Below are 24,008 nucleotides of genomic sequence, written 5' to 3' on the forward strand. Positions count from 1 at the left end.
TGCGGTCGCACACGGGGTTTGCCGGCCAGGTCTTGGTGCGGTCTAAGGATGCCTCGCCAGCGTGCAACGCTTGGCAACTCCGTGCGCGGCCCCTCATTGCATGAGGGGCCGCAAATATCGGCCGGATCGCCGCCAAACGCTACCTGCTTACGTGGTGACCCGATCAGCTCTTGCGCAGCCGTTCCAGCAACGAGGTGCTGGCGTAGCCGTCCTGCGACAACTTCTGGCTTCCCTGGAAAGCACGGATGCCACGACGCGTTTGCGGCCCCAGCGCGCCATCGATGTCGCCAACATCGAACCCTTTATCGGTCAGCAGTTTCTGCAGCTCGGTGATATCGGCCACGGTGTTGAGGGGCGGATCGTCTTTTGGCCATGGCTGGGCGATTCCGGCTCGGCCCGCATAGCCATCCGCCAGCAAGCCCACCGCCAGCGCATAAGCGGTGGAAGCGTTGTAGCGGAGAATGCTGCGGAAATTGTCGAACACCAGGAAGGCCGGCCCGCGGTACCCGGCCGGTAACAAGACAGATGCCTGCTGCTGGGCGAGCTCCTGCGCAATGGGTGTTGCTGCGCCGACCACGCCCTGGCGTTGCCATTCGGCAACGGTTTTCTTGACCGTTATGTCGGCCTGCGCGTAGTCGAACCCGGCTGACAGATGGACTTCCTGTCCCCAGGGAAGGGAGCTGTTCCAATTGTTCTGCTTGAGATAGTTCGCCGCTGAGCCCAAGGCGTCTGCGCTGGAATTCCAGACATCCCGCTTCTGGTCGCCATCGCTGTCGACGGCGTAGTCGCGGTAGGTGCTGGGAATAAACTGCGTCTGTCCCATGGCGCCGGCCCACGAGCCCACCAACTGTGATCGGTCGATGCCTTTTTCCGTCTGGAGGATCTGCAACGCTGCAAGCAGTTGCGTGTTGACATAGTTGGTGCGCCGACCCTCGTGCGCCAGAGTCGCCAGCGAGCGGATCACGTAGCGATCGCCGATCTTTTTGCCGTAGCCGCTTTCCATGCTCCAAATGGCCGTCAGGATGGCCGGATCCACGCCGTACTGCTGCCGCAGCTTCTGAAAAAGAGCGCGCTCACTGGTCAGCAGTTGCTGTCCCTCCTGGATAGCGGAAGGCGTGACACGGTCGCTGAGGTAGTCCCAGATGTAGCTGGAAAATTCAGGTTGCTGCCGATCCAGTGCCTGCACCGAAGGATCGGGTGTGACGCCAGCGAATGCCTTGTCCAGCGTGGCCGCTTCAATGCCGGCAGCGAGCGCACGCTGCCGGAAGTCGACCAGCCATTGTTCGAAGCTTGCGGTCGACGCGGCATCTTGTTGGGCAGCGGCGTTCGTTGCGGAGGGCGGGGCTGTTGCAGGACTCGTGGCTTGCGCCGCAGCGTTGGTTGCGGCCACAGATGCGAAGACGCAGAGCGATAAATGAAGGAGGCGCGAAGGCGTGATCATGGACATGCCCGAGGCTTAGGGACACCGAACGTAATCTTCATTTTCCCGGAATAAAGCTATTGCAGCTATGCGTTTTCGTGACTACTTTCATCTTTAAAGCAAGCGGCGGCAAGCGGCTGTGCAGCCATGCCGATTGCTCTGCACCAATCCAGAAGCATCAGGCTCCGCTCGCTCTCTCATTCACGCGGACATGGTTTGCGCTAGTTAGCGGTGAAAACTGAGGGTTGTGTCGGGCCATGACGATCTAAAGCGACAACCCGGCTGCCAACCTGCTGTTCCCGTTGGTCGGCGATCCTGCGGGCCTGACCGCCTTCCTGCGCCGCATCGGCGATACGCAAACGCGCAGCGACCGCGGCGAGCCGGAGATGAATCGGTTCGCCGAAGGCGACCCGTGCGACACCACCACGCCTGCAGCGATGGCCGCGACCATGCGCACGCTGCTGCTCGGCGATGCATTGCGACCAGCTTCGCGCAAGCAACTGGCCGAGTGGATGATCGACAACCGCACCGGTTCCGGCCGCGTGTACGGTACGTGCAGGCCACTCCCGCCAGGAGCGGCCTGCGCTCGTCGCTCGCTCAACGCGCCTCGAATTGTGCGCGGCAGCCGTCATTGACCCACACCGAGGCGCGGCGTTCGTCGTACCCCCAGCTGCGGCCTTCTTCGCAGCGGGTGTCCGACAACTGGCGGGTCAGCACCGGGCGGCCGTAACGGCCATCCCAGGCGCAGTCGCGCAGGCGGCGGTCGTCGCTGGCGCAGGTGATGGCGTAGTCGTTGCGCGGGCGGTCGTCGCGGCCACGGTAGCCGCCGTCACCACGGTTGCGGCCACCGCCACGTGCCTGCGCAAACTCGCCCCGGCAGCCATCGTCCACCCAGATCCGGCCGCCGTCCTGGCGCCAATTGCGGCCCTCCACGCACGGGCTGTTAGAAAGCTGGCGCACCAGGGTGGCGTGGCGCCAGCCGGTGTCACAGATCTGCTGGTGCTGGTCGTTGCTTTCGCAGCGCACCGTGCCTGCCACCCCGCCGGAACCGCCGCCGAGGCCGTTGTCGCTGCCCCAGTCGGCACCACCACGGCCTTCAGCAAAGCGCCCGCGACAGCCGTTGTCTACCCAAACGCGACCGCGGTCGCTGCCCCAGTTGCTGCCTTCGATGCAGCGCGTACCGGAGATGTTTTCGACCAGCGCGGCGCGGCCGCGGAACGGGGTATCGCATTCGCGGCGACGGTTGTCGTTGCTGGCGCAGGTGATGCTGGGGCCGTTCCAGCCGCGGTCTTGCGCGGCGGCGGGGGCGCTGATGAGAGCGCCGGTCAGTGTGATCAGGCCGAAGCCGGAGAGCAGCAGGGCGGTGCGTAGCATCGTGTCGTCCTTAGTTTGGAGGGGGCGTGGCGCCTATTCAGCCGGGCGCCGACTTAAGCGGCCATGAGCGCCTGCGCATTTGCTCCTGTCGCCCGCCGGCCCCAGAATATCGGGCTCTCCGGCGCTGTCCTGTGTCGGGTTTTCAGCGGAGCTTCCGATGCGTACCCACTTCTGCGGCCTGGTCGATGACACCTTGATCGGCCAAACCGTCACTCTCGCCGGCTGGACCGACGTGGCCCGCAACCTGGGTGGCGTCTGCTTCATCGACCTGCGCGACCACGAGGGCATCGTGCAGGTGACGGTGGAACCGGTTGCCGGCGACAACGACAGCGCGGAGCTCTTCAAGGTGGCCGCCAGCCTCGGCTACGAGGACGTGCTGCAGGTTGAAGGCGTGGTGCGTGCGCGGCATGCGGTCAACGACAAACTCCGCACCGGCAAGGTGGAAGTGATCGCCACGCGCATCAGCATCCTCAACAAGGCTGCGCCGCTGCCGTTCCATGCACACGAAAATCCGGGCGAAGAGACCCGCTTGAAATACCGCTATCTGGACCTGCGGCGTCCGGAAATGCAACGCATGCAGCGCACTCGTATCAAGCTGGTGCAGGCGCTGCGCCGGCATCTGGATGCACGCGGTTTCCAGGACATCGAAACCCCGATCCTGACCAAGGCCACCCCCGAAGGCGCGCGCGACTTCCTGGTGCCGGCGCGTATGCACCCGGGCGAGTTCTACGCATTGCCGCAGAGCCCGCAGCTGTTCAAGCAGATTCTGATGGTGGCCGGCTTCGATCGTTATTACCAGATCGCGCGCTGCTTCCGCGACGAAGCGCTGCGCGCCGACCGCCAGCTGGAATTCACCCAGCTCGATATGGAGTTCGCCTTCGTGCGCGAGCGCGACGTGCAGGATTTCGTCGAAGACATGATCCGCGCCATCTTTAAGGAAGTGATCAATGTCGAACTGGCCGCGCAGCTACCGCGCATGAGCTGGGCCGAGGCGATGCGTCGTTACGGCTCGGACAAGCCGGACCTGCGTATCGATCTGGAATTGATCGACGTGGCCGAGCTGGTCAAATCCAGCGAATTTCCGGTGTTCACCGCCGCTGCCAACGATGCCGAAGGTCGCGTTGCCGCGCTGCGCATTCCCGGCGGCGCCAGGCTGTCGCGCAAGCAGATCGACGAATACGCCGCGCACGCCGCCAAATACGGCGCCAAGGGTCTGGCCTACATTAAATTGTCGGAGACCGGCGAAGTCACCTCGCCGATCGCCAAGTTCTTCTCCGAGGAGATGTTCGCCGCGCTGCTCAAACACGTCGGCGCCGGCAACGGCGACATCGTGTTCTTCGGTGCCGGCGGCTATAACAAAGTGTCCGATTTCATGGGCGCGCTGCGTTTGAAAACCGGCAAGGATTTCAATCTGGTTGCCGATGGTTGGGCGCCGCTGTGGGTCACCGACTTCCCGATGTTCGAATGGGACGAAGATGCGCAGCGCTATGTCGCCCTGCATCACCCTTTCACCGCGCCGGCAGTGGACGACATCGCCGACCTGTGTGCCAACGCCCGCACAGCGGTGTCGCGCGGTTACGACATGGTGCTCAACGGCAATGAAATCGGTGGCGGCTCGATCCGTATCCATCGCCCCGACATGCAGAGCGCGGTGTTCGAGCTGCTCGGCATCGGTGCCGACGAAGCGCGCGCCAAATTTGGCTTCCTGCTGGATGCCTTGAACTACGGTGCGCCGCCGCACGGTGGCATCGCTTTCGGGATTGACCGCATCGCCGCGCTGATGGCCGGCACCGAGTCGATCCGCGATGTGATCCCGTTCCCCAAGACCACCGGCGCGCAGGATCTGATGACCGACGCGCCGTCGCCGATCGCCGCCGAGCAGTTGGCCGAAGTGCACGTGCAGGTGCGGCCGAAGCAGGCCTGATTTGCCACTGCGCATGGCCACGCCTTGCGCATGACCGTGCGCAGTCGATGCGCAGTCGATGCGCTGTGATCGATACGCTGCTGTCGGCACGTCGGGTGAGTACCCAGCTGTCAGCAAGCTGCGGCGGTTCCCGAACTCGGCAGTGCCATCGTTGAATGGTCCGCGTATGCCGGAGCGTTCAACATAGCTTTTTTGTCGCCTTCGAGTGGCAAAAACGTCGCGAACAGTCGTCAGGTGGGTGCGGGCGGCGCACAGCAACTGGAATGTGGAAGTGGTACACGTCGCGTCGATCACCGACGGCAGCTGCCTGGCGGTGAGTGCAGTCGCTTTTTGCTAGCCGCTCTCAGTCACGTACCGAGTGATGGCGAAAGGGCGGCACCATCGCTCCGCTTGCAGCAGCGATGGTGCATCGGAGAAGCTGCCACGTCCACCCGGCACAAGAAGCCCGCATGACTCGCATCCGCCGCGCCACACCGGACGATGCCGAAGCGTTATCGCTGCTGGCCGCACAGACCTTCACCGAAACCTTCAGACATCTGTATCCGGAAGAAGACCTGCGCGGATTTCTGGAAGAGACCTATGCGGTCGAGCGCGCGCGCATCGTGTTGGCGCATCCGGACTACGCGATCTGGCTGCTGGAGATGGATAACCTGCTGGTCGGCCACGCGGCTGCCGGCCCGTGCGGGCTGCCGCACGCCGATGTCCACCCCGGCGATGGAGAGCTCAAGCGACTGTATTTATTGAAGGACTACCAAAACAGCGGCTGGGGCAGTCGTCTATTTGAAACCGCGCTGCAATGGCTGGAGCGCGGCGAACCGCGCACCTTGTGGATCGGCGTGTGGTCGGAGAATTTCGGCGCGCAGCGTTTCTACGCCCGCTACGGGTTCGAAAAAGTGGGCGAGTACGCATTCCCGGTCGGCCGCATCCTCGACCGCGAGTACATTTTGCGGCGGCCAGCTCAGATCGGCTAGCCGCCGCACGCAGTGCTGAAGGCGCGATGTCGAGCGACTCGCCAACCTATCGCGCTCAGCGCCACCGGGCGCCTTAGCTGAAGGCATCAAATCCCTCCAAGGTCCCACTTGACCACCATGCAGACAAGAGCCACGGCAATGGACGATCGCAGCGCCTCCCTGGCAGTCGAGATCGATGTGCTGCTGGTGCACGGCATCTGGAACGCACGCAGCTGGCTCTGGCCTTTGGCATGGCGGCTGCGCGCCACAGGTTGCCGGGTGTCCACCTTCGGCTACGCCAGCGTGCTGGGCGGTCCGCAGGCAGCAGTGCCGCAGCTGGTGGCGCGTCTGCGCAGCAGGCTGGTGACCGCGGTGGTCGCGCATAGCCTGGGCGGATTGATCACGTTGCAGGCTTTGCACCGAACTTTTGATCTGTCAGTGACGCACGTGGTGTGCCTGGGCTCGCCGCTCGGCGGCAGCGCAGTGGCACGCGGGCTGGCGCAACGCGGCGGGGCCTGGGCGCTGGGCCGCAGTGCGGCGTTGCTTCAACAAGGCATTGCACAGTGGGACGGTGAGGCCGAGGTCGGCCAGATCGCCGGCAGCGTCGCGCGCGGGGTCGGTCGCTGGCTTGCCCCGCTGGACGGCGGCTCGGACGGCATCGTGGCACTGGCCGAAACTCGCCTGCCCGGGCTGCGCGATCACTGTGTGGTGCAAGCTAGCCATAGCGGCCTGCTGCGCTCGCCCGAGGCCGCTCAGCAGGCGCTGAGCTTCCTGCGCCAAGGCAGATTTCGCCACTGAACACGGCCGCTCCGGTGCGGGCAAGCAATCAGGTAAAATCCGCGCCCTGTCATCCAAGCCAGTCTGGAACAATCCATGGGTAGAGGCCCCTCCATCGAAGGCCGCAAGAACGCCTCCGACGCCAAACGCGGCAAGATGTTCACCAAGATCATTCGCGAGATCAGCGTCGCCGCGCGCGCTGGTGGTGGCGATCCCGCCAACAACCCGCGCCTGCGGGTGGCAGTGGACAAAGGCCTGTCGTCGAACATGTCCAAGGACGTGATCGAACGCGCCATCAAGAAGGCCAACGGTGAGCTGGAAGGCGTGGAATACGAAGAAGTGCGCTACGAGGGCTACGCCCCCGGCGGCGTGGCGGTGATCGTGGACTGCCTGACCGACAACCGCGTGCGCGCGGTGGCCGACGTGCGGCATGCCTTCAGCAAATGCGGCGGCAACATGGGCACCGACGGCTCTGTCGCCTTCATGTTCAAGCGCCTGGGCGTGCTCAGCTTTCTCGCCGGCACCGATGAAGACACCCTCACCGACGCGGCGATCGAAGCTGGCGCCGACGACGTAGTGGTGTACCCGGAAGACGGCGCCATCGACGTGCTGACTGCCCCTGACGCTTTCGCCCAGGTCAAGCAGGCGCTCGCCGCCGCCGGTCTGGAACCCGCCCACGCCGAAATCACTTTCCGTGCCGGAAACGACGTCGCCGTCGACGGCGACACCGCGCTCCAGGTCCGCAAGCTGCTCGACATGCTCGAAGACCTGGACGACGTCCAGGACGTGTATTCGAATGTCGATCAAGCGGCGCTAGGCGCCTGAATGATGGCGGGGATGACGGGAATCGTAATCAGGGAGTCGCCGCCGCGCCGCCGCCGCGCTGCATGTACGTTCCTAATTCCCGATTCCCAATTCTCGATCCCGGCCCCTCGATGACCCGCATCCTGGGTATCGATCCCGGCTCCCAGCGCACCGGACTCGGCATCATCGACATCGACGAGAGCGGGCGCAGCCTGCACGTGTATCACGCGCCGCTGGTGCTGCTGGGTGAGGGCGATTTCGCGCAGCGACTCAAGCGCCTGCTGCACGGGTTGGGCGAGGTGATCGAAACCTATCAGCCGCAGGAAGTGGCGATCGAGAAGGTGTTCATGGGCAAGAGCGCCGGTTCGGCGCTCAAGCTAGGCCACGCGCGCGGCGCGGCGATCTGCGCGGTGGTGCTACGCGATCTGCCGGTGCACGAGTACGCTGCCACCGAAATCAAACTCGCGCTGGTCGGCAAGGGCGGCGCGGACAAGGTGCAGGTGCAGCACATGGTCGGCATCATGCTCAATCTGAAAGGCAAGCTGCAGCCCGACGCCGCCGACGCACTGGCCGTCGCCATCACCCACGCCCACGTGCGCGCCACCGCGCAGCGCTTGGGCGTCAATACCAAACAGGCCTGGAGCCGGAAAAAATGAGAATCAGGAATCAAGAATCGGGAGTCGGGAGTCGTAGAAGCAGAGTCCAGAGCAGCGCACGCTCTTACGATTGTCCATTCGCGATTCCCCATTGCCGGCATCGCCCAGGCGGTGCCCAGTGATCGGCCGTCTGCGTGGGATCCTGGCATACAAACAGCCGCCGTGGTTGGTGATCGATGTGGGTGGGGTGGGGTATGAGCTGGAGGCGCCGATGAGTACCTTCTACGATCTGCCCGATGTCGGCCGCGACGTGATTCTGTTTACCCATTACGCGCAGAAGGAAGACAGCGTGTCGCTGTACGGGTTCCTGCGCGAAGGCGAGCGCAGGTTGTTCCGCGATGTGCAGAAGGTCACCGGCATCGGTGCCAAGATTGCGCTGGCGGTGTTGTCCGGCGTTACCGTGGACGAGTTCGCCCGCCTGATCACCAGCGGCGACATCACCGCGCTGACCCGCATCCCCGGCATCGGCAAGAAGACCGCCGAGCGCATGCTGGTTGAGCTGCGCGACCGCGCCGCCAGCTTCAGTAGTGGCGCGCCGATCACCGGCCAGCTCGGTCCGGACGCGGTGTCCGAAGCCGCCGTGGCGTTGCAGCAATTGGGTTACAAGCCGGCCGAGGCCGCACGCATGGCACGCGAGGCCGGGGCAGAAGGCGACGAAGTCGCCACGGTCATTCGCAAGGCACTTCAGGCCGCGCTGCGCTAGGAGTCGCCTTCAAAACTACCGCGCAGCGGCAAGCGGGCGCGGTCGGCGCTCGGAATCGGCGTGTACGGCTCGTACACTGCGGTTCCTGACGCGCGGCTTACCCTCTGGCGGCAACTGCTGGCGACGTTCGGTTAGGCAACCATCGCGTCGCGTCTTCTTCCTCTTCCTCACGCTGTTTGGCGGAAACTGCATACCTCATGTCCCACACCCCCGCTCCCGCAGCCGGCCACGCCCCCGCCAACAGCCACATGGCCTTGGTCATCGGCGCAATCGGCGTCGTCTTCGGCGATATCGGCACCAGCCCGCTGTACACCCTCAAGGAGGCATTTTCGCCGCACTACGGTCTGGCCAGCGATCACGACACCGTGCTGGGCGTGCTGTCGCTGGCGTTCTGGGCGCTGATGATCACGGTGACGCTCAAGTACGTCACCATCATCATGCGTGCCGACAACGAGGGCGAGGGCGGCATCATGGCGCTGATGGCGCTGACCCAGCGCACCATGCGCAATGGGTCGCGCTCGGCCTACGTGGTCGGCATTCTCGGCATCTTCGGCGCCTCGCTGTTCTTCGGCGATGGCGTGATCACCCCGGCTATCTCGGTGATGGGCGCGGTGGAGGGCCTGGAAATCGCGGCACCCAGCCTGCACCCCTTTATCGTGCCGATCACCGTGGCGGTGTTGCTGGTGGTGTTCATGGTGCAACGCTTCGGCACCGAAAAGGTCGGCAAGGTGTTCGGCCCGATCACCTGTGTATGGTTCTTGTCGCTGGGCGCGATCGGCGCCTGGAACATCATCGACGCACCCGAGGTTATGAAGGCGTTCAGCCCGTGGTGGGCGATCCGCTTCTTTATGGATCACGGCTGGCACGGGGTCTTCATCCTCGGCGCGGTGGTACTGGCGGTGACCGGCGGTGAAGCGTTGTACGCGGATATGGGCCATTTCGGCGCCAGGCCGATCCGCCACGGCTGGTATTTTTTCGTGTTGCCGATGCTGCTGCTCAATTACCTGGGGCAGGGCGCATTGGTGCTTAACCACCCGTCCGCGCTAAAGAACCCCTTCTTCGAAGCGGCGCCCGGCTGGGCGCTGTATCCGATGATCATTCTGGCCACGCTGGCGGCGGTGATCGCCTCGCAGGCGGTGATTACCGGTGCTTACTCGGTGGCCCGCCAAGCCATGCAGTTGGGCTACATCCCGCGTATGCTGATCAAGCACACCTCGCGCGACACCATCGGCCAGATCTACGTGCCCGGCGTCAACTGGCTGTTGATGGTAATGGTGATCGCGCTGGTGCTGATTTTCGGCAGCTCGACCAATCTGGCGGTCGCCTACGGCATCTCGGTGTCGATGACCATGTCGATCGATACCCTGTTGCTGGCCCTGGTGGCGCGTTCATTATGGCCGCGCTGGCGCAATTGGGTGCTGCCGTTGTGCGTGGTGTTTTTCATCATCGAGCTGGCCTTCGTCATCGCCAATGGCGCCAAGCTGCTCCAGGGCGCCTGGTTCCCGCTGGCGCTGGGTATCGTGGTGTTCACCCTGATGCGCACCTGGCGCCGCGGTCGCGCACTGCTGCGCGATGAGATCCGCAAGGACGGTATCCGTATCGACGGCTTCCTGCCCGGCCTGATGCTGGCCCCACCGGCACGCGTGCCGGGCATGGCGGTGTTTTTGACTGCCGACCCGATGGTCGTGCCGCATGCGCTGATGCACAACCTCAAGCACAACAAGGTGCTGCACGAGCGCAACATCTTCCTCAATGTCGAAACCTTGCCTATCCCGTATGCGCCGATGGACAAGCGCCTGCAGATCGAATCAATCGGTGACGAGTTCTATCGCGTGTACGTGCGTTTCGGCTTCATGGAAACGCCCGACGTACCGCTGGGGCTGATGCGCTCCTGCGACAAGGGCGGCATCCATTTTGACCCGATGGACACCACCTTCTTCGCCAGCCGCGAGACCATCGTGGCCAGCGCCAATCGTGGCATGCCGATCTGGCGCGACAAGTTGTTCGCGCTGATGCACCGCAATGCCGCTCCGGCAACCGGGTTCTTCCGCATTCCCGGCAATCGCCTGGTCGAACTGGGCGCGCAGGTCGAAATATGAAGCCGCTCTGCTGCGGGCGGCGGGGATTGGGGATTCGGAATCGGAAGTAGGGATGAGTAAGAGCGTAGCGCCAAGGGCATCTGGCAGCTCATACTAGTTAGCTGCCAATCCCGAATAACGACTCCCCCCACTCACCGCCCTCAATGGATCGCATTATCGCCAGCAGTTCCACCCGCGAAGACGATGCCGCCGATGCGAGCATCCGTCCCCAGCGCTTGGCCGACTATCTCGGTCAGCAGCCGGTGCGCGAGCAGATGGAGATCTATATCCAGGCGGCCAAGGCGCGCGGCGAGGCGATGGATCATGTGCTGATCTTTGGTCCGCCCGGTCTGGGCAAGACCACGCTCAGCCATGTCATCGCCAATGAGCTCGGGGTTAGCTTGCGGGTGACTTCCGGCCCGGTAATCGAAAAGGCCGGCGATCTGGCTGCGCTGCTGACCAATCTGCAGCCGCACGATGTGCTGTTTATCGACGAGATCCATCGCCTCTCCCCAGTAGTCGAAGAAGTGCTGTATCCGGCGATGGAAGATTTCCAGATCGACATCATGATCGGTGACGGCCCTGCCGCGCGCTCGATCAAAATCGACCTGCCGCCGTTCACGCTGATCGGCGCCACCACGCGTGCCGGCCTGCTGACCGCGCCGTTGCGCGACCGCTTCGGCATCGTGCAGCGTCTGGAATTTTATTCGCCGCAGGAATTGACCCGGATCGTGATCCGCTCGGCTGCGATCCTGGGTATCGACTGCACACCCGATGGTGCTGCCGAGATCGCGCGGCGCGCCCGGGGCACGCCGCGTATTGCCAACCGGCTGTTGCGGCGCGTGCGCGACTACGCCCAGGTCAAGGCGGCCGGGCAGATCGATCTGCCGGTGGCGCAGGCGGCGATGCAGATGCTGAAGGTCGATCCGGAAGGCTTCGACGAGCTCGACCGCCGTATGTTGCGCGTCATCGTCGATCACTTCGATGGCGGGCCGGTGGGTGTGGAGTCGTTGGCTGCCTCGTTGTCGGAAGAACGCGGCACGCTGGAAGACGTGATCGAACCCTACCTGATCCAGCAGGGCTTTTTGATCCGCACTGCGCGCGGGCGCATGGCCACCAATAAGGCTTACCGCCACCTCGGGCTCAAGCCCAAGGCCGCACCGGTACCGGACCTGTTTGCGGAGGACGAAGATGTCGGTTGATCCTCGATTCAGTTGGCCGACACGCGTGTATTGGGAGGATACCGACGCCGGGGGGGTGGTCTACCACGCGCGCTACGTCGCTTTCATGGAACGTGCGCGCACCGAGTGGATGCGTGCACTCGGTTGTGGGCAGGAACGCATGCGCCGGGAGCACGATTTGGTGTTTGCGGTCCGCTCGATGCAACTGGATTTCCTCAAGCCGGCCCGCCTCGACGACGCGCTGTCAGTGTCGGCGGTATTGCTGAAATGCAGACGGGCCAGCCTGGTGTTCGCGCAATCGGTGGGTCGCGAAGGCGAAGTGCTGCTGACTGCCGAGGTGCGCATTGCCGCACTCGGTGCCAGCGACTTCCGCCCGCGTGGCATGGAAGATTCGCTGCATGACGTGTTGAAAGCTTTAGAAACCACAGAATCCGATTACTGAGGAACAAACGGATGTCGATTGCATTGCTCCTGGCCCTGCAGGACACGGTAGTGGAAGCACTACCGCAGGACGTCGCCGCCGCTGCGGCGCAGACCGCCAGCGTGGCGCACAACACCAGCATCAACTATGTGGAATTGATCTTGCGGGCGAGCATTCCCGTCAAGATCATCGTGCTGTTGCTGCTGATCGGCTCGTTCATCAGCTGGGTGATCATTTTCCGCAAGGCGCGTGCCTTCAAGCAGGCCAATCGTGAGGCGGACGAGTTCGAAAACCGCTTCTGGTCGGGTGCGGACTTGGCCAAGCTGTACGCCTCGGCGACCGACCGCAACCGCACCGTCGGCGGCCTGGAATCGATGTTCGAAAGCGGTTTCCGCGAATTCTCGCGGTTGCGCGATCGTCGTCGTCTGGACGCACGCGTGCAGTTGGAAGGCGCGCAGCGCGCCATGCGCACCGCCTTCACCCGCGAAGTCGATCAGCTCGAACGCAATCTCGAACTGCTGGCCAACATCGGTTCCACTGCGCCGTACGTCGGCTTGGTCGGCACCGTGTTCGGCATCATGGTGACGATGCACGACATGGTCAGCAGCGGCGAGCAGGCCGGTATTGCCGCCGTGGCGCCAGGTATCTCCGAAGCTTTGTTCGCTACCGCCATCGGCCTGTTCGTGGCAATCCCGGCGGTGTGGGCCTACAACCGCTTCATCACCCGCGTGGAACGGCTGTCGGTGCGCTACGAAACCTTCGCCGACGAGTTCAGCTCGATCCTGCAGCGCCAGGCTGGCGCGGACGAGTAATGCGCGCGCCACTCGCGACAGCCCGCACATGCATACGCGGGAGATTAATTAGGAACGTTTCGCGATGATCTCCGGTATTTCCCGCCGTAAGAAGCGCAAGCTCAAATCCGACATCAACGTCGTGCCGTACATCGACGTGATGTTGGTGCTGCTGATCATCTTCATGGTGACCGCACCGCTGCTGACCCTTAGCACCGACGTCAACCTGCCCAGCTCGCGCGCCAAGGCGTTGGAGAGTAAGCAGGATCCGATCGTGGTGGTGGTCGCTGCCGATGGCCAACTCGCATTGCAGCTGCCCAAGGGCAAGCCGCAGGCGATGGATGTGGCCGCGCTGCAGGCGCAATTGGCCGCAATCTTGGCGCAGGACAAAGCGGCGCGTGTAGTCGTGGCCGGCGATCGCGCCGCGCCGTATCAAAAGATCATGGACGCCATCGACGTGCTCAAGCAGGCCAAGGTGGAGAAGGTTGGCCTGATTTCCGATTCCGGCGGCACCGCAAGCAGCAATGCACGCTGACCTACTCCCCACGCAGGCGGCACGCGATGACGGCTGGTTTCGACCGGTCCTGCTGGCCTTGGTTGTGCATGTCCTGGTCGCGTTGGTGTTCATTGCTGGCTGGTTGTGGTCGCCCGAGCGTTCGGTCGAGCCTGCAGCGGGTGCTCCCAGCATGGAAGCCTCGCTGGACGTGTCTGCCGCCGAAGCGCGTGTCGCACGTCAGGCGCTGAAGACCACCCCGGTGGAGACGCCACCGCCACCGCCTGCACCGTCGCCCGAGCGAGCACCGGAAGACAGCGTGCCGCCGCCGCAGCCGATTCCCGAGCCGCGTCCGCAGGATGCGCCCACGCCCCAACAGGCGCAGGCACAGGAGCGCGTGGCCCAGCCGGACAAGGTCGATCAGGACCGCGTCGATGCGCTTGCGCTGTCGGCAGAAAAGGCCAAGCAGGAACAAGAAGCCAAGCGTCGTCAGGAGCAGATCGACCTTACCGAGCGCAAGCGCCAGGAGGAGGCCGAGCAGAAGTTGCGCTTGGCCAAGCAGCAGGAAGAGGCCGACGCAAAGAAGAAGCAGGCTGCCGCACAGCAGGCAGCAGATGCCGAGCGCGAAAAGAAGATTGCAGATATTCGCCGTCAGCGCGAACAGGCTACCAAGGAAGCGGCGCTGGCCGAGCAGAAACTGCGTCAGGTCGCTGCCGCGCGTGCGCAACAGGCATCGTCGGCTGCCGCTGCGACGCCACAGCCGACGGCAGGGCAGGGTGGCACCAATACCGATCTGTCTGCCAAGTACGCAGCCGCGATCCAGCAAAAGGTGTTGGCGCAGTGGGTGCGTCCGCCGTCGGTGCCGCCGGGTCAGAAGTGCACCATCAACATTCGCCAGTTGCCGGGCGGGCAGGTGATGGAGGCCAAGGTTGCGCCGGGCTGCCCGTATGACGAGGCCGGCCAGCGTTCGATTGAGGCCGCCGTGCTCAGCGCGCAGCCACTGCCGTATCGTGGTTTCGAATCGGTATTTCGGCGCGATCTGACTTTCGTGTTCACTGCGCTGGATCAGTAATCGCTGGCCATGCTGACTTGGTGCGGCTGCCGCGAGACTCCGCACTCTGACAGCACATAAGAGACCTTGTTATTGGCGCACAGCGCGCGCTGCACTGTTGCTGGTCACATGACCGCCGCGTCGCGAATAGCGCTGCGGGTATTGGACGACGGAGATGTCTTGCTACACCACCACTCGCTTCATTTTCACGTTGCCTCATTCACGATTGCGCGTATGTTCACTCGTTGATTGGTATCCCTTGCACACTTTTCCTGCCCGATCCGAGCCGTCCATGAAAAAACCGCTGCGTTGGTTAGCTGCCTTGACCGCCCTGTTGCTGCCGCTGAGCGCGTTCGCGCAACAGCAGGGACTCACCATCGATATCGTGGGTGGTAGCGCCTCGGCCACGCCGATCGCTGTCATTCCGATGCCTTATCAGGGCTCGAGTACCGCGCCGCAGACCGACGTGTCCGCCGTCGTTGGTGCCGACCTGGATCGCTCAGGCCAGTTCCGCACCTTGCCGACCGCGCAGATCGTCGAAAAGCCGACCCGCGGCACCGAGGTGCAGTTTCAGACCTGGCGCACCCTCAAGCAGAACTACATCGTCGTCGGCCGCGTCATGGACGCCGGCGAAGGTGCTTACCGCGTCGAATACGAGTTGTTCGACGTTGCCAAGGGTGAGCGTCTGCTAGGCCTGGCAATGACTGCACGCGCTAATGCAATGCGCGATGTCTCGCACCAAATGGCCGATGCGATCTACGAAAAAATCACTGGTGTGCGTGGCGCGTTCTGGACCCGCATTGCCTACGTGACTGCCAGCGGCAAGGGCGGCGCCATGCGTTACGCGCTGATGGTGGCTGATTCGGATGGCTACAACCCGCAGACCATCGTGCGTTCGGCCGAGCCGCTGCTGTCGCCGAACTGGAGCCCGGACGGCAAAAAGCTGGCCTATGTGAGCTTCGAGCGCGGCAATTCCTCGATCTACCTGCAGGACATCGCAACCGGTGCACGTGAGCTTGTGTCCAGCTTCCGTGGCATCAATGGTGCGCCGTCGTTCTCGCCGGATGGCCGTCGTCTGGCGCTGGCGCTGTCGCGCAGCGGCAACCCGGAAATCTACGTCATGGATTTGGGCAGCAAGCAGCTGACCCAGCTGACCAACCACTTCGGCATCGACACCGAGCCGACTTGGGCTCCGGACGGCGGCAGCATCTACTTCACCTCCGATCGCGGCGGTCGCCCACAGATCTATCAGGTCTCCGCCAGTGGCGGCAGCGCCAACCGAGTGACGTTCCAGGGTAATTACAACGCCACCGCCAGCGTTTCTTTTGACGGTAAGAAGATCGCCGTGGCGCAGGGCAGCGGCAATAGTTATCGCATCAGCATGATGGATCGCAGCCTGGGTTCGCCTAGTTGGAGCACGCTGTCGCCGGGTTCGCTGGACGAATCGCCGAGCTTCGCGCCCAACGCCAGCATGGTGCTGTACGCCGCTCGTGAAGGTGGCCGAGGCGTGCTGTATGCCGTCTCTTCCGACGCTCGGGTCCGCCAGCGTCTGGTCCTGGCCGATGGGGATGTAAGAGAACCCGCTTGGGGGCCTTACCGAACCGCGCATTAATGTTAATATTTCGCTGCGTTAAACCCCATTGGCCCAGGAGCCACCAAAGGTATCCCATGAACAAGTCCACCCGCGTCTTGCTTGTCTCCCTGCTGTCTGTTGCCGTGCTGGCCGGTTGTTCGAAGAAGGTCAAGGAAACTCCGCCTGCTCCGACTGAAGCCACCGCTGGTTCCTCCGTTCCCACCGGCCCGGTCACCGCTGGCCTGTACGGCCCGGGCGACCTGAATACCGATGCCTGCCTGCGTCAGCGCGTTGTCTACTTCGATCTGGATCAGGACTCCCTGAAGCCGGAATTCCAGGCCATCATGGCTTGCCACGCCAAGTACCTTCGTGACCGTCCTTCTTCGCGCATCACCTTGCAGGGTAATGCCGACGAGCGCGGTTCGCGTGAGTACAACATGGGTCTGGGCGAGCGCCGCGGTAATGCCGTGTCGTCCTCGCTGCAGGCTGCCGGTGGTTCGGCTAGCCAGCTGACCGTCGTCAGCTACGGTGAAGAGCGCCCGGTCTGCACCGAAACCAGCGAAAGCTGCTGGTCGCAGAACCGTCGCGTCGAAATCGTGTACACGGCTCAGTAAAAAGCGATGCGCTTTCGAGTGACATCTCTGTTCGTCGCGGCGGCCCTTGTGGTCGTCGCGCCGGCTTACGCGCAGCGGCAGAGTCTTGCCGATCGTGTTGCCGTGCTCGAGCAGCAGCAGGCCAACAATCAGGCCAACAACGATCTTCTCAATCAGCTGCAGCAGGCGCGTTCGGACCTGCAGGCGTTGCGAGCGACGGTGGAACAGCTGCAGCACGACAATGAGCAACTCAAGCAACAGTCCAAGGACCAGTATCTGGACCTGGACGGACGCATAAATCGGTTGGAAGGTGCAGGTGGCGCAACACCGTCATTGCCATCGGCCACCGGCAGCGTCATCCAAGCCCCGGCTCCAGCCGCGCGGCCTGCAGTGGCGGCGACTTCTGAGAAGCCGCCCAGCGTACATGGCGATCCAGGTACCCTGGTCGTCAGCAATGAAGAACGCACGGCTTATAACGTGGCGTTCGATGCGTTGAAGAACGGCAAGTACGACGATGCGTCGCAGCTGTTTCTGAGTTTTTTGGAGCTTTATCCGAGCGGCGTCTACACCCCCAATGCCTTGTATTGGCTGGGCGAGAGTTATTACGCCACCCGAAATTTTCAGCTGGCCGAGGCGCAGTTCCGTGATCTCGTCAGCCGCTATCCCACACATGACAAGGCCTCTGGCGGCCTGTTGAAGGTCGGCCTATCGCAGTATGGCGAAGGCAAAAACAACGAAGCCCAGCAAACCTTGCAGCAGGTTGCATCACAGTATCCAGGCTCGGACGCCGCGCGCGTGGCCCAGGAGCGCCTGCAGTCTATCCGTCTCGGCCAGTAACTAGTAACTGCGCTGACTATACGCGTGCCCATGAACGCCGCCGCCGTCCCCAGTGAGATCGTCCAATCGCCCCTGCCGCGATTGAAGATCACTGAAATCTTTCTGTCCTTGCAAGGCGAGGCCCGGACGGCTGGCTGGCCGACGGTATTTGTGCGCCTGACCGGCTGCCCGCTGCGCTGTCTGTATTGCGACACCGCGTACGCCTTCCACGGTGGCCAATGGCACGACATCGATGCGATCGTCGCCGAAGTCGCCAGTCACGGCGTGCGCCACGTGTGCGTGACCGGCGGCGAGCCATTGGCGCAGAAACGTTGCGTAGTGCTGTTGCAGAAACTCTGCGATGCCGGCTTTGATGTCTCGTTGGAAACCTCTGGCGCGCTGGACGTGTCCGCCGTCGATTCCCGCGTCTCGCGCGTGGTGGACATCAAGACGCCCGCGTCCGGCGAGGAGCAGCGCAACCGTTGGGAGAATTTGCCGCTGCTCACCGCGCGTGACCAGATCAAGTTCGTGATCTGCAGCCGCGCCGATTACGAATGGTCGCGCGAGATCGTCGCTGCGCACGCGCTCGACCGTCGCTGCACAGTCTGGTTTTCGCCAAGCAAAAGCGACGTGACACCGCGGGAATTGGCCGATTGGATTGTTGCCGACCGCTTGCCGGTGCGCTTCCAGATGCAGCTGCATAAGGTGCTGTGGAATGACGAGCCTGGGCGCTGATTGCTGATCGCGGGCCTTGCTTCACGCGATCAAGTGGTGTGAGTGATCGTTTATTTTACGCCCCGGCGTTACGTCCCAACGTGGGCGGGGCAGTGTACGCGCGAGCGCTGCCTGCGGCCGTAACTTTTCCGAATGAGAGCGGCTTGTGCGTCGCGCACATTGCAACGGATAAGCCGCTACTTTCTCTGCTCTTCGCCTTCAAAGCGGACAAGACAACTCACTGCTGGCCCGCAGATTTTTAGTTGGAAGCACAGCGCCGAAGACGAAGGTCATGCCGAGCACGAAGCCGAAAATATATTCGGCGCGGTAGGCCGGGATCACCAAGCCCGATGTAAGGGTGCTGACGAACAACGTGGACATCGCTGTTTCATTGCCCATCATGAAGGCGATCGACGTACTCAGCGCGCCAATCATTCCAGCCATTGTGCGCCGTACCGCGGACTGCGTGAAAGAAAGCGCTGCGCACGAGAGATCGACCCGCTAAAAAGTCGCCCCTGAAAAACCCTCAACACCCAATCACCGCGTTTTGCGGGCAACCCGTATGACGGGGACACATTAGCCGAGCAATTGGAGCAGACGCGTGGATTGCTGCAGGATTTGAACGTCAAGCCGACGGTGGCGATCGCGGATCTGGGCGATTGCGGGCGCGAAGTCGATGGCGTGCAGTTGTGTTGCATCATGGCAAGGCCAAGACGCTGACGCGACGGCAATGGCGCTGGATCAAGCGACGGCAGGCGGTGGAGCCGGTGATCGGACATCTGAAAGAAGACTGCCGGCTGCGTCGTTGCAGGCTCAAATGCGCCCAAGGCGATGCGCTACACGTGCTAGGCTACAACCTGCGTTGGCTAATGCGTCGTCCCTGAAAAATCCCCTTCAAGCGCCAAGTGCCGTCGGTGACAGCGGCACGGTGCTCAAGGATGACCATCTCATCGCCCGCATCCAGGCACGCAAAAACGCGATCCAGCGCAGCAGCCAGCGCAGGTTGTAGCCGGCGGCGCAGCCGAGCACGTGCAGCGCATCGCCTTGGACACCTTTCAGCCTGCAGCGACGCAACCGGCAGTCGTCTTTCAGATGTCCGATCACCGGCTCCACCGCCTGCCGTCGCTTGATCCAGCGCCATTGCCGTCGCGTCAGCGTCTTGGCCTTGCCGCGATGCAGGACCTGCACGCCATCGACTTCGCGCCCGCGATAGCCCAGGTCCACGATCGCCACCGTCGGTTCTACGCTCACATCCTGCAACAACCCGCGTGTCTGCTCCAGCTGCTCGGCCGAGGTATCGCCGTCGTACGGGTTGCCCGGGAAGCTGCGCGCACCCACGACCAATCCCTTGCAGGCGGTGACCGCAATGCCGACCTTGACGCCGAATTCGTACGCTTGACGCGCCTTGCCCTTGCCGATGCATTCCACTTCCGGGGCATGCAATGCGTACAGTTTTTGTTTGTCCTTCGGACGCTGCGTGTACAGCCGTTGCGCACGTTCCAGCCAGACAGCGATGCGCTCGCGCACACCGGTGTCGACCTGATCGAGTTTGCGTTGGATGTCGCGCATGAGCCGTCCCAGCACTGTGCGTTGAAGTCGCAGGATGCGCCGCATCCGCTTGAACTGGCGCGCATGCGCATACCGACCTGCCTTGCGGCTCAGGGCCGGGCCTTGCCGCGCGTAGCTCTGCCGCAATCCGATGCCGTGCCGCTTGGCCAGTAACACCAGCTTCTTGCGTGCCACCTCCAGCAAACGGCTGTCGGTCGGATAGGCGATCGCCTTTTCCTGCACCGTGGTGTCCACGATCACCCGCGACAACCGCGACAACCGCGTGCGTCCACCGCCTGCATCGCATGCGCGGCGTTGATGGTGTGCGCCAGCAGCTCTTCCATCCCGGCCTCACCCAGGCGCTGCCGCCAGCGCGTCAGCGAGCTGGCATCGCACGGCAAACACGTCTGGAACACGACCTCGCCAGTGAAGAACTGCCAGTACGGATTCTCCAGCCAGCGCTCGCACACCGCTTCATCGGACAGGTCGTAGGCGTGTTTGAGGTAGAGCAAACCGGCAATCAGCCGCACCGGCAATGCCGGCCGACCGCCACCGGCCTGGGTGGCCGGCAAGCGCGATGAAAGTGCTTGCTCCAACGCCGCCCACGGCATCTGTTGGCTCAGCCGCGTCAGCGGATGACGCAGATCGATCTGGTTCTCCAGCCGCGAACGAAACAACTCATCGGCGGGTCTGTCTCGGCAGCAGGACGGCGTGTACGCATGGGCGGAAATTGCAAGAAACCAGCCTTCAGCGTAGCGAACACTGGTAGTTCTGGCACGCCGGAGAAGACATCAAGGCCTTGCGGTCGTTGGGGTTTTTCAGGGGCGACTAATGCGCTGGATCGCGTTTTTGCGCGTCTGCATCCGGGCGTTGGGATGGCCATCCTTGAGCGCCGTGCACCGATCACCGTGGACCGATCATCGGTGGCGATGGCGATTGGTGCTTGAACGAGGTTTTTCAGTGACGACTAAGAGTGGCTAACAAAACGACTACGCTCACCGTCAAACGGGCGGGGCCGGTGCCTGGAATCGGCATGTACCCCTCGTACACTGCGTTTCCTCTGCGCCGTCCGCACCCACCTGGCGACTGCTCGCTACGTTTTGTTAGCCGCTCTAAGTCTTCGGCTGGCCAGCCCAGTTCAGTCCGCCAGCCCGCCCTAACCACCGTGCCCCGGCCAGCAGACAAAGAAAAGCCCGGTCACCCGGGCTTTTGCTCAACCAGTCGAAACAGCCATTACAGCTGCGCCTCTTCGATCTGGATCTTGTACCGCTTGCGAATTTCTTTGACGTAGGCCTGCGCGGCGTTGTTGCCATCGATCTGGCTCAGTTGGTCGCGCAGCATGGTCTGCTGCTCGGCCGGCATCTGCTTCAGATCACCTGGCGTGGCCTTGCTGACGACGAAGACCGCAAAGCGACCACCATCCAGCTCTACCTTGCCCGCCGACTGCCTGCCCCCGGTCGGACGCGGTGCGCTGAAGATCGCACGGTTGGCTGCCGGGGTCGGGATCGGCGCGTTACGCGGCAGCCCCGGGATCGGCCGCACCTGCAACTTCTCGCTCGCCGCTAGCGCCCGCAGGGTTTCGCCCTTCTGCACACGTGCCAGCAATACATCGGCCGCAGCGGCCGTAGCCTTCTGGGTGCGGTCGGTATGGATCGCTGCGATCACCTTGTCGCGCACCTTGTCCAATGGTAAGGTCTGTTCGGAGGTGTGATTGGTCACGCGCAACACCACGCTGTGATTCGGCGCGATGGTGATCGGGTCGCTTACGGTGCCGTCTTGCACCAGCGCTTCGGAGAATGCCGAGCGCAGTACCGCTGGATTGGCCGCGATGCCACTAGCACTGGCGCGCGAGAACGGGCCCAGCGTCTGCACCGGCAGACCGGCCTGCTTTGCCGCCGGCTCGAGCGCGGTAGGATTTTTGTAGACCTGATCCACCAGCTTGCCACTCACATCGGCGAACGCCTTGTCGGTATCCGCCTTGAGCTGCTCGGCGGCAAGCTGGTCGCGCACCTGCTCGAACGACTTGCCCTGACCGCCCTTGACCTCACGCAACTGAATCACGTGGTAGCCGAATTCGCTCTTGATCGGGCCGACCACATTACCGGCCTTCATCGAGAACAGGGCGTCTTCGAAAGGCTTGACCATCGTACCCTTCTCGACCCAACCCAGATCGCCACCAGCATCTTTGGAACCGGGGTCCTGCGAATTGGTCTTCGCCAGCGTAGCGAAATCGGCACCCGGCCGCTTGGCCTCCGCGGCGAGCGTGGCTGCCTTTGCTTCAGCTGCCTTCTGCGCGGCCGCATCGCTGCCAGCGCTGATCAAGATGTGCGATGCCAGGCGCTGATCCGGCTCGACAAAGCGTGCCTTTTCTTCCTCATAGCGCTTGCGCAATGTTGCCTCGTCGGCGGCCGTTGCCGGCGGCATGCTGGCAGCATTGAGCTCGACATACTCGATCGTGACTGTTTCCGGCTGACGGAAGTCCTGCGTATGCCCGTCGTACCACTGCTTGATCTGCGCATCGCTGACCGGCGCGGTGTCGGCGACTGGCGTCGGCAACATCGCCAGCTCCACATCGCGCGTTTCGCCCATAAGTCTGAGCAGACGCTCGAACTCTGCCTTGGTTGCAAAGCCCGACTCGGCCACAGACTGCGGAATCACCGACAGCTGCAAACTGTCGCGCACCAGTGCATCGAACTGCGCTGGCGTACGCGGCGGCGTGCCTTGCGCGAGGGCGGCGCGGTATTGGTCGGGGCTGAACTTGCCATCGACCTGAAACGCCTGAATGCCGGTGATGTAATCGCGAACCGTCGCATCGCCGATAACGATTCCGGCATCTTCCGCACCCAGGCGCACCACTTGCTCATCGACCAATTGGTCGAGTACCTGCAGCTTGTCTTCGCGAGATTCGAACGTGCGCGGGCCGAAATTTTCGCCCTGGCGTTGACGCTCCTGCATCCGTGCCTGCTCGAAGCGCGCGCGGAAATCTTGCGTACTGATTTCATGGTGCTGCCACAGCAGCGAGACCGGCCACCAGGACGGTGCCGACTTCCACCACGTCGGCGGCGCCTGCACCTTGGCCACGTTATTGGCGCCAATGCCGCCGAGGTAGCTGTTGTCGATGACGAACAGAAACGGAATCATCAGCAACCCCAGGATAGCGGTAGCGATCCAGCCTGACGTCTTGTCGCGAATTTTCTGCAGCATTGGCAAATACGGCCTGTGGGCGAGCCGGGCAGTGTAACGCGCTTGACGCCAAGCACCCAGCCCAATGTCCTACACAGCCTAGCCTGCGTACGCTAACCGACTTAAATTGCAAAAAGCTCAAAAAAAAAAGCCCACGGCACAAGGACGAGGGCTTTTGTATAACTGGCGGAGCGGACGGGACTCGAACCCGCGACCTCCGGCGTGACAGGCCAGCATTCTAACCAGCTGAACTACCGCTCCGCTTTAAACTTGGTCATTTACTCCCCCAGTAGCCGCAGAACGAATGCTGTGGAGAAAACGAAGCCCCCAATTGCTCAGGGGCTTCTGGTGTAACTGGCGGAGCGGACGGGACTCGAACCCGCGACCTCCGGCGTGACAGGCCAGCATTCTAACCAGCTGAACTACCGCTCCGTGCTTGAAACGTTGCCTGATGCTTAATGGTGGGTGCTGAGGGTTTCGAACCCCCGACCCTCTCCGTGTAAGGGAGACGCTCTACCGCTGAGCTAAGCACCCTTGCGGGTCGGTCAGTTTACCGCATCCTTGAGGGCTTTGCCAGCCTTGAATGCAGGATTCTTCGAAGCAGCGATCTTAATGCTGTCGCCTGTCTTCGGATTGCGGCCGGTGCGCTCAGCGCGCTCGCGGACTTGGAAGGTGCCAAAGCCAACGAGGGTGACAGCGTCGCCCTTCTTCAGCGCCTTGGTGATTTCGCTCACAACCGCGTCGACAGCACGGCCAGCTTCAGCCTTAGAGATGTCAGCGGCAGCGGCAACGCCATCGATCAATTCGGTTTTATTCATTATTGAAACTCCCTTTGCGGCAGATGCCGCGGAATCGACAATCGGCGCTCTTGCCGTTAGCGAAGAACCCGACACAAGTGGTATCGCCTGACGCATCACATTTTGGCGCGCCTACGAGTCGTGCATTTATACCAGCGCCC

The 24,008-nt window shown here is 62.9% G+C and carries 21 protein-coding genes, 3 tRNA genes, 1 other RNA gene and 3 pseudogenes; 19 read left to right on the plus strand and 9 right to left on the minus strand.

The genetic code is table 11. The annotated features are described in order from the left end of the window. Window positions 1-163 precede the first annotated feature (163 nt). Window positions 164-1,441: a lytic murein transglycosylase gene (locus tag PD885_RS05035; RefSeq protein ID WP_002808016.1), complete on the minus strand. Its 1,278-nt coding sequence runs from the start codon at window positions 1,439-1,441 to the stop codon at window positions 164-166. A 224-nt stretch (window positions 1,442-1,665) separates the two neighbouring features. On the opposite strand from PD885_RS05035, the pseudogene PD885_RS05040 reads away from it, so the two are divergent. Continuing rightward, window positions 1,666-1,953, plus strand: a pseudogene (locus tag PD885_RS05040) (serine hydrolase); the annotation flags it as partial. A 64-nt stretch (window positions 1,954-2,017) separates the two neighbouring features. Here PD885_RS05040 and PD885_RS05045 read toward each other — a convergent pair. Further along, window positions 2,018-2,794, minus strand: a complete 777-nt coding sequence (locus PD885_RS05045) for a DUF3011 domain-containing protein (RefSeq protein WP_002808018.1) — start codon at window positions 2,792-2,794, stop codon at window positions 2,018-2,020. Between the two features lie 157 nt (window positions 2,795-2,951). On the opposite strand from PD885_RS05045, the gene aspS reads away from it, so the two are divergent. From aspS to queE, 16 genes are all read left to right on the plus strand, one after another. Next, entirely contained in the window at window positions 2,952-4,718 is a 1,767-nt protein-coding gene (gene aspS, locus PD885_RS05050; RefSeq protein ID WP_002808019.1) for an aspartate--tRNA ligase, read from the plus strand. Between the two features lie 449 nt (window positions 4,719-5,167). Next, window positions 5,168-5,689, plus strand: coding sequence for a GNAT family N-acetyltransferase (locus PD885_RS05055; RefSeq protein WP_002808020.1), 522 nt, complete (start codon window positions 5,168-5,170; stop codon window positions 5,687-5,689). Between the two features lie 138 nt (window positions 5,690-5,827). Then, window positions 5,828-6,466, plus strand: coding sequence for an esterase/lipase family protein (locus PD885_RS05060; RefSeq protein ID WP_002808021.1), 639 nt, complete (start codon window positions 5,828-5,830; stop codon window positions 6,464-6,466). 75 nt (window positions 6,467-6,541) lie between these two features. Then, entirely contained in the window at window positions 6,542-7,270 is a 729-nt protein-coding gene (locus PD885_RS05065; protein WP_088056679.1) for a YebC/PmpR family DNA-binding transcriptional regulator, read from the plus strand. A gap of 110 nt (window positions 7,271-7,380) precedes the next feature. Next, complete coding sequence (gene ruvC / locus PD885_RS05070) at window positions 7,381-7,905, plus strand: crossover junction endodeoxyribonuclease RuvC (protein ID WP_002808023.1); 525 nt, start codon at window positions 7,381-7,383, stop codon at window positions 7,903-7,905. Window positions 7,906-8,023: 118 nt separating this feature from the next. Beyond that, the gene (gene ruvA / locus PD885_RS05075; protein ID WP_002808024.1) at window positions 8,024-8,608 is read left to right on the plus strand and encodes a Holliday junction branch migration protein RuvA; all 585 of its coding nucleotides are present in this window, start codon (window positions 8,024-8,026) and stop codon (window positions 8,606-8,608) included. Between the two features lie 197 nt (window positions 8,609-8,805). Continuing rightward, window positions 8,806-10,707 (plus strand): potassium transporter Kup, encoded by a 1,902-nt coding sequence (locus PD885_RS05080; RefSeq protein WP_088056680.1) that lies wholly within the window; start codon window positions 8,806-8,808, stop codon window positions 10,705-10,707. 143 nt (window positions 10,708-10,850) lie between these two features. Further along, window positions 10,851-11,888 carry a Holliday junction branch migration DNA helicase RuvB gene (ruvB, locus tag PD885_RS05085; RefSeq protein WP_002808026.1) on the plus strand — a complete coding sequence of 346 codons (1,038 nt, stop codon included), beginning with the start codon at window positions 10,851-10,853 and terminating at the stop codon, window positions 11,886-11,888. Further along, on the plus strand, window positions 11,878-12,309 hold the full coding sequence (gene ybgC / locus PD885_RS05090) for a tol-pal system-associated acyl-CoA thioesterase (protein WP_040762610.1): 432 nt from the start codon (window positions 11,878-11,880) through the stop codon (window positions 12,307-12,309). The genes ruvB and ybgC overlap by 11 nt, the downstream gene beginning before the upstream one ends. 11 nt (window positions 12,310-12,320) lie before the next feature. Further along, window positions 12,321-13,100, plus strand: coding sequence for a protein TolQ (tolQ, locus tag PD885_RS05095; RefSeq protein WP_088056681.1), 780 nt, complete (start codon window positions 12,321-12,323; stop codon window positions 13,098-13,100). 64 nt (window positions 13,101-13,164) lie between these two features. Beyond that, on the plus strand, window positions 13,165-13,614 hold the full coding sequence (tolR, locus tag PD885_RS05100) for a protein TolR (RefSeq protein ID WP_002808029.1): 450 nt from the start codon (window positions 13,165-13,167) through the stop codon (window positions 13,612-13,614). Beyond that, complete coding sequence (gene tolA / locus PD885_RS05105; RefSeq protein WP_002808030.1) at window positions 13,604-14,644, plus strand: cell envelope integrity protein TolA; 1,041 nt, start codon at window positions 13,604-13,606, stop codon at window positions 14,642-14,644. Before tolR ends, tolA begins: the two co-directional genes overlap by 11 nt. Window positions 14,645-14,915: 271 nt before the next feature. Next, window positions 14,916-16,235: a Tol-Pal system beta propeller repeat protein TolB gene (gene tolB / locus PD885_RS05110; RefSeq protein WP_002808031.1), complete on the plus strand. Its 1,320-nt coding sequence runs from the start codon at window positions 14,916-14,918 to the stop codon at window positions 16,233-16,235. A 56-nt stretch (window positions 16,236-16,291) separates the two neighbouring features. Next, a complete protein-coding gene (gene pal, locus PD885_RS05115; protein ID WP_002808032.1) occupies window positions 16,292-16,810 on the plus strand; it encodes a peptidoglycan-associated lipoprotein Pal in 519 nt (172 codons plus the stop codon). Window positions 16,811-16,816: 6 nt separating this feature from the next. Beyond that, complete coding sequence (ybgF, locus tag PD885_RS05120) at window positions 16,817-17,626, plus strand: tol-pal system protein YbgF (RefSeq protein WP_002808033.1); 810 nt, start codon at window positions 16,817-16,819, stop codon at window positions 17,624-17,626. Window positions 17,627-17,656: 30 nt separating this feature from the next. After that, window positions 17,657-18,340: a 7-carboxy-7-deazaguanine synthase QueE gene (gene queE, locus PD885_RS05125; protein ID WP_002808034.1), complete on the plus strand. Its 684-nt coding sequence runs from the start codon at window positions 17,657-17,659 to the stop codon at window positions 18,338-18,340. Between the two features lie 198 nt (window positions 18,341-18,538). Here the strand turns inward: queE and PD885_RS05130 are convergent, their stop codons facing one another. Then, window positions 18,539-18,763 carry a hypothetical protein gene (locus PD885_RS05130; RefSeq protein ID WP_002808035.1) on the minus strand — a complete coding sequence of 75 codons (225 nt, stop codon included), beginning with the start codon at window positions 18,761-18,763 and terminating at the stop codon, window positions 18,539-18,541. A gap of 102 nt (window positions 18,764-18,865) precedes the next feature. Here PD885_RS05130 and PD885_RS20500 point away from each other — a divergent pair. Further along, a pseudogene (locus PD885_RS20500) lies at window positions 18,866-19,194 on the plus strand (IS5/IS1182 family transposase); the annotation flags it as partial. A gap of 19 nt (window positions 19,195-19,213) precedes the next feature. On the opposite strand, the pseudogene PD885_RS05140 reads toward PD885_RS20500, so the two are convergent. After that, window positions 19,214-20,588, minus strand: a pseudogene (locus PD885_RS05140) (IS5 family transposase). Between the two features lie 312 nt (window positions 20,589-20,900). Between PD885_RS05140 and PD885_RS05145 the strand changes: the two are divergent. Continuing rightward, window positions 20,901-20,976, plus strand: a non-coding RNA gene (locus tag PD885_RS05145) — sX9 sRNA. Window positions 20,977-21,100: 124 nt separating this feature from the next. Here the strand turns inward: PD885_RS05145 and PD885_RS05150 are convergent. The 5 genes from PD885_RS05150 to PD885_RS05170 all read right to left on the minus strand — a co-directional run bounded on the left by PD885_RS05150 (window position 21,101) and on the right by PD885_RS05170 (window position 23,868). After that, window positions 21,101-23,071, minus strand: a complete 1,971-nt coding sequence (locus PD885_RS05150; protein WP_002806051.1) for a peptidyl-prolyl cis-trans isomerase — start codon at window positions 23,069-23,071, stop codon at window positions 21,101-21,103. Between the two features lie 163 nt (window positions 23,072-23,234). Beyond that, window positions 23,235-23,311, minus strand: a tRNA-Asp gene (locus tag PD885_RS05155). 94 nt (window positions 23,312-23,405) lie between these two features. Continuing rightward, a tRNA-Asp gene (locus PD885_RS05160) sits at window positions 23,406-23,482 on the minus strand. Window positions 23,483-23,509: 27 nt separating this feature from the next. After that, window positions 23,510-23,584, minus strand: a tRNA-Val gene (locus PD885_RS05165). 11 nt (window positions 23,585-23,595) lie between these two features. Continuing rightward, window positions 23,596-23,868, minus strand: coding sequence for an HU family DNA-binding protein (locus tag PD885_RS05170; protein ID WP_002806049.1), 273 nt, complete (start codon window positions 23,866-23,868; stop codon window positions 23,596-23,598). Window positions 23,869-24,008: the final 140 nt, after the last annotated feature.

It is taken from the genome of Xanthomonas fragariae (assembly GCF_900183975.1).
In the GTDB taxonomy this organism is placed as follows: Bacteria; Pseudomonadota; Gammaproteobacteria; order Xanthomonadales; family Xanthomonadaceae; genus Xanthomonas; species Xanthomonas fragariae.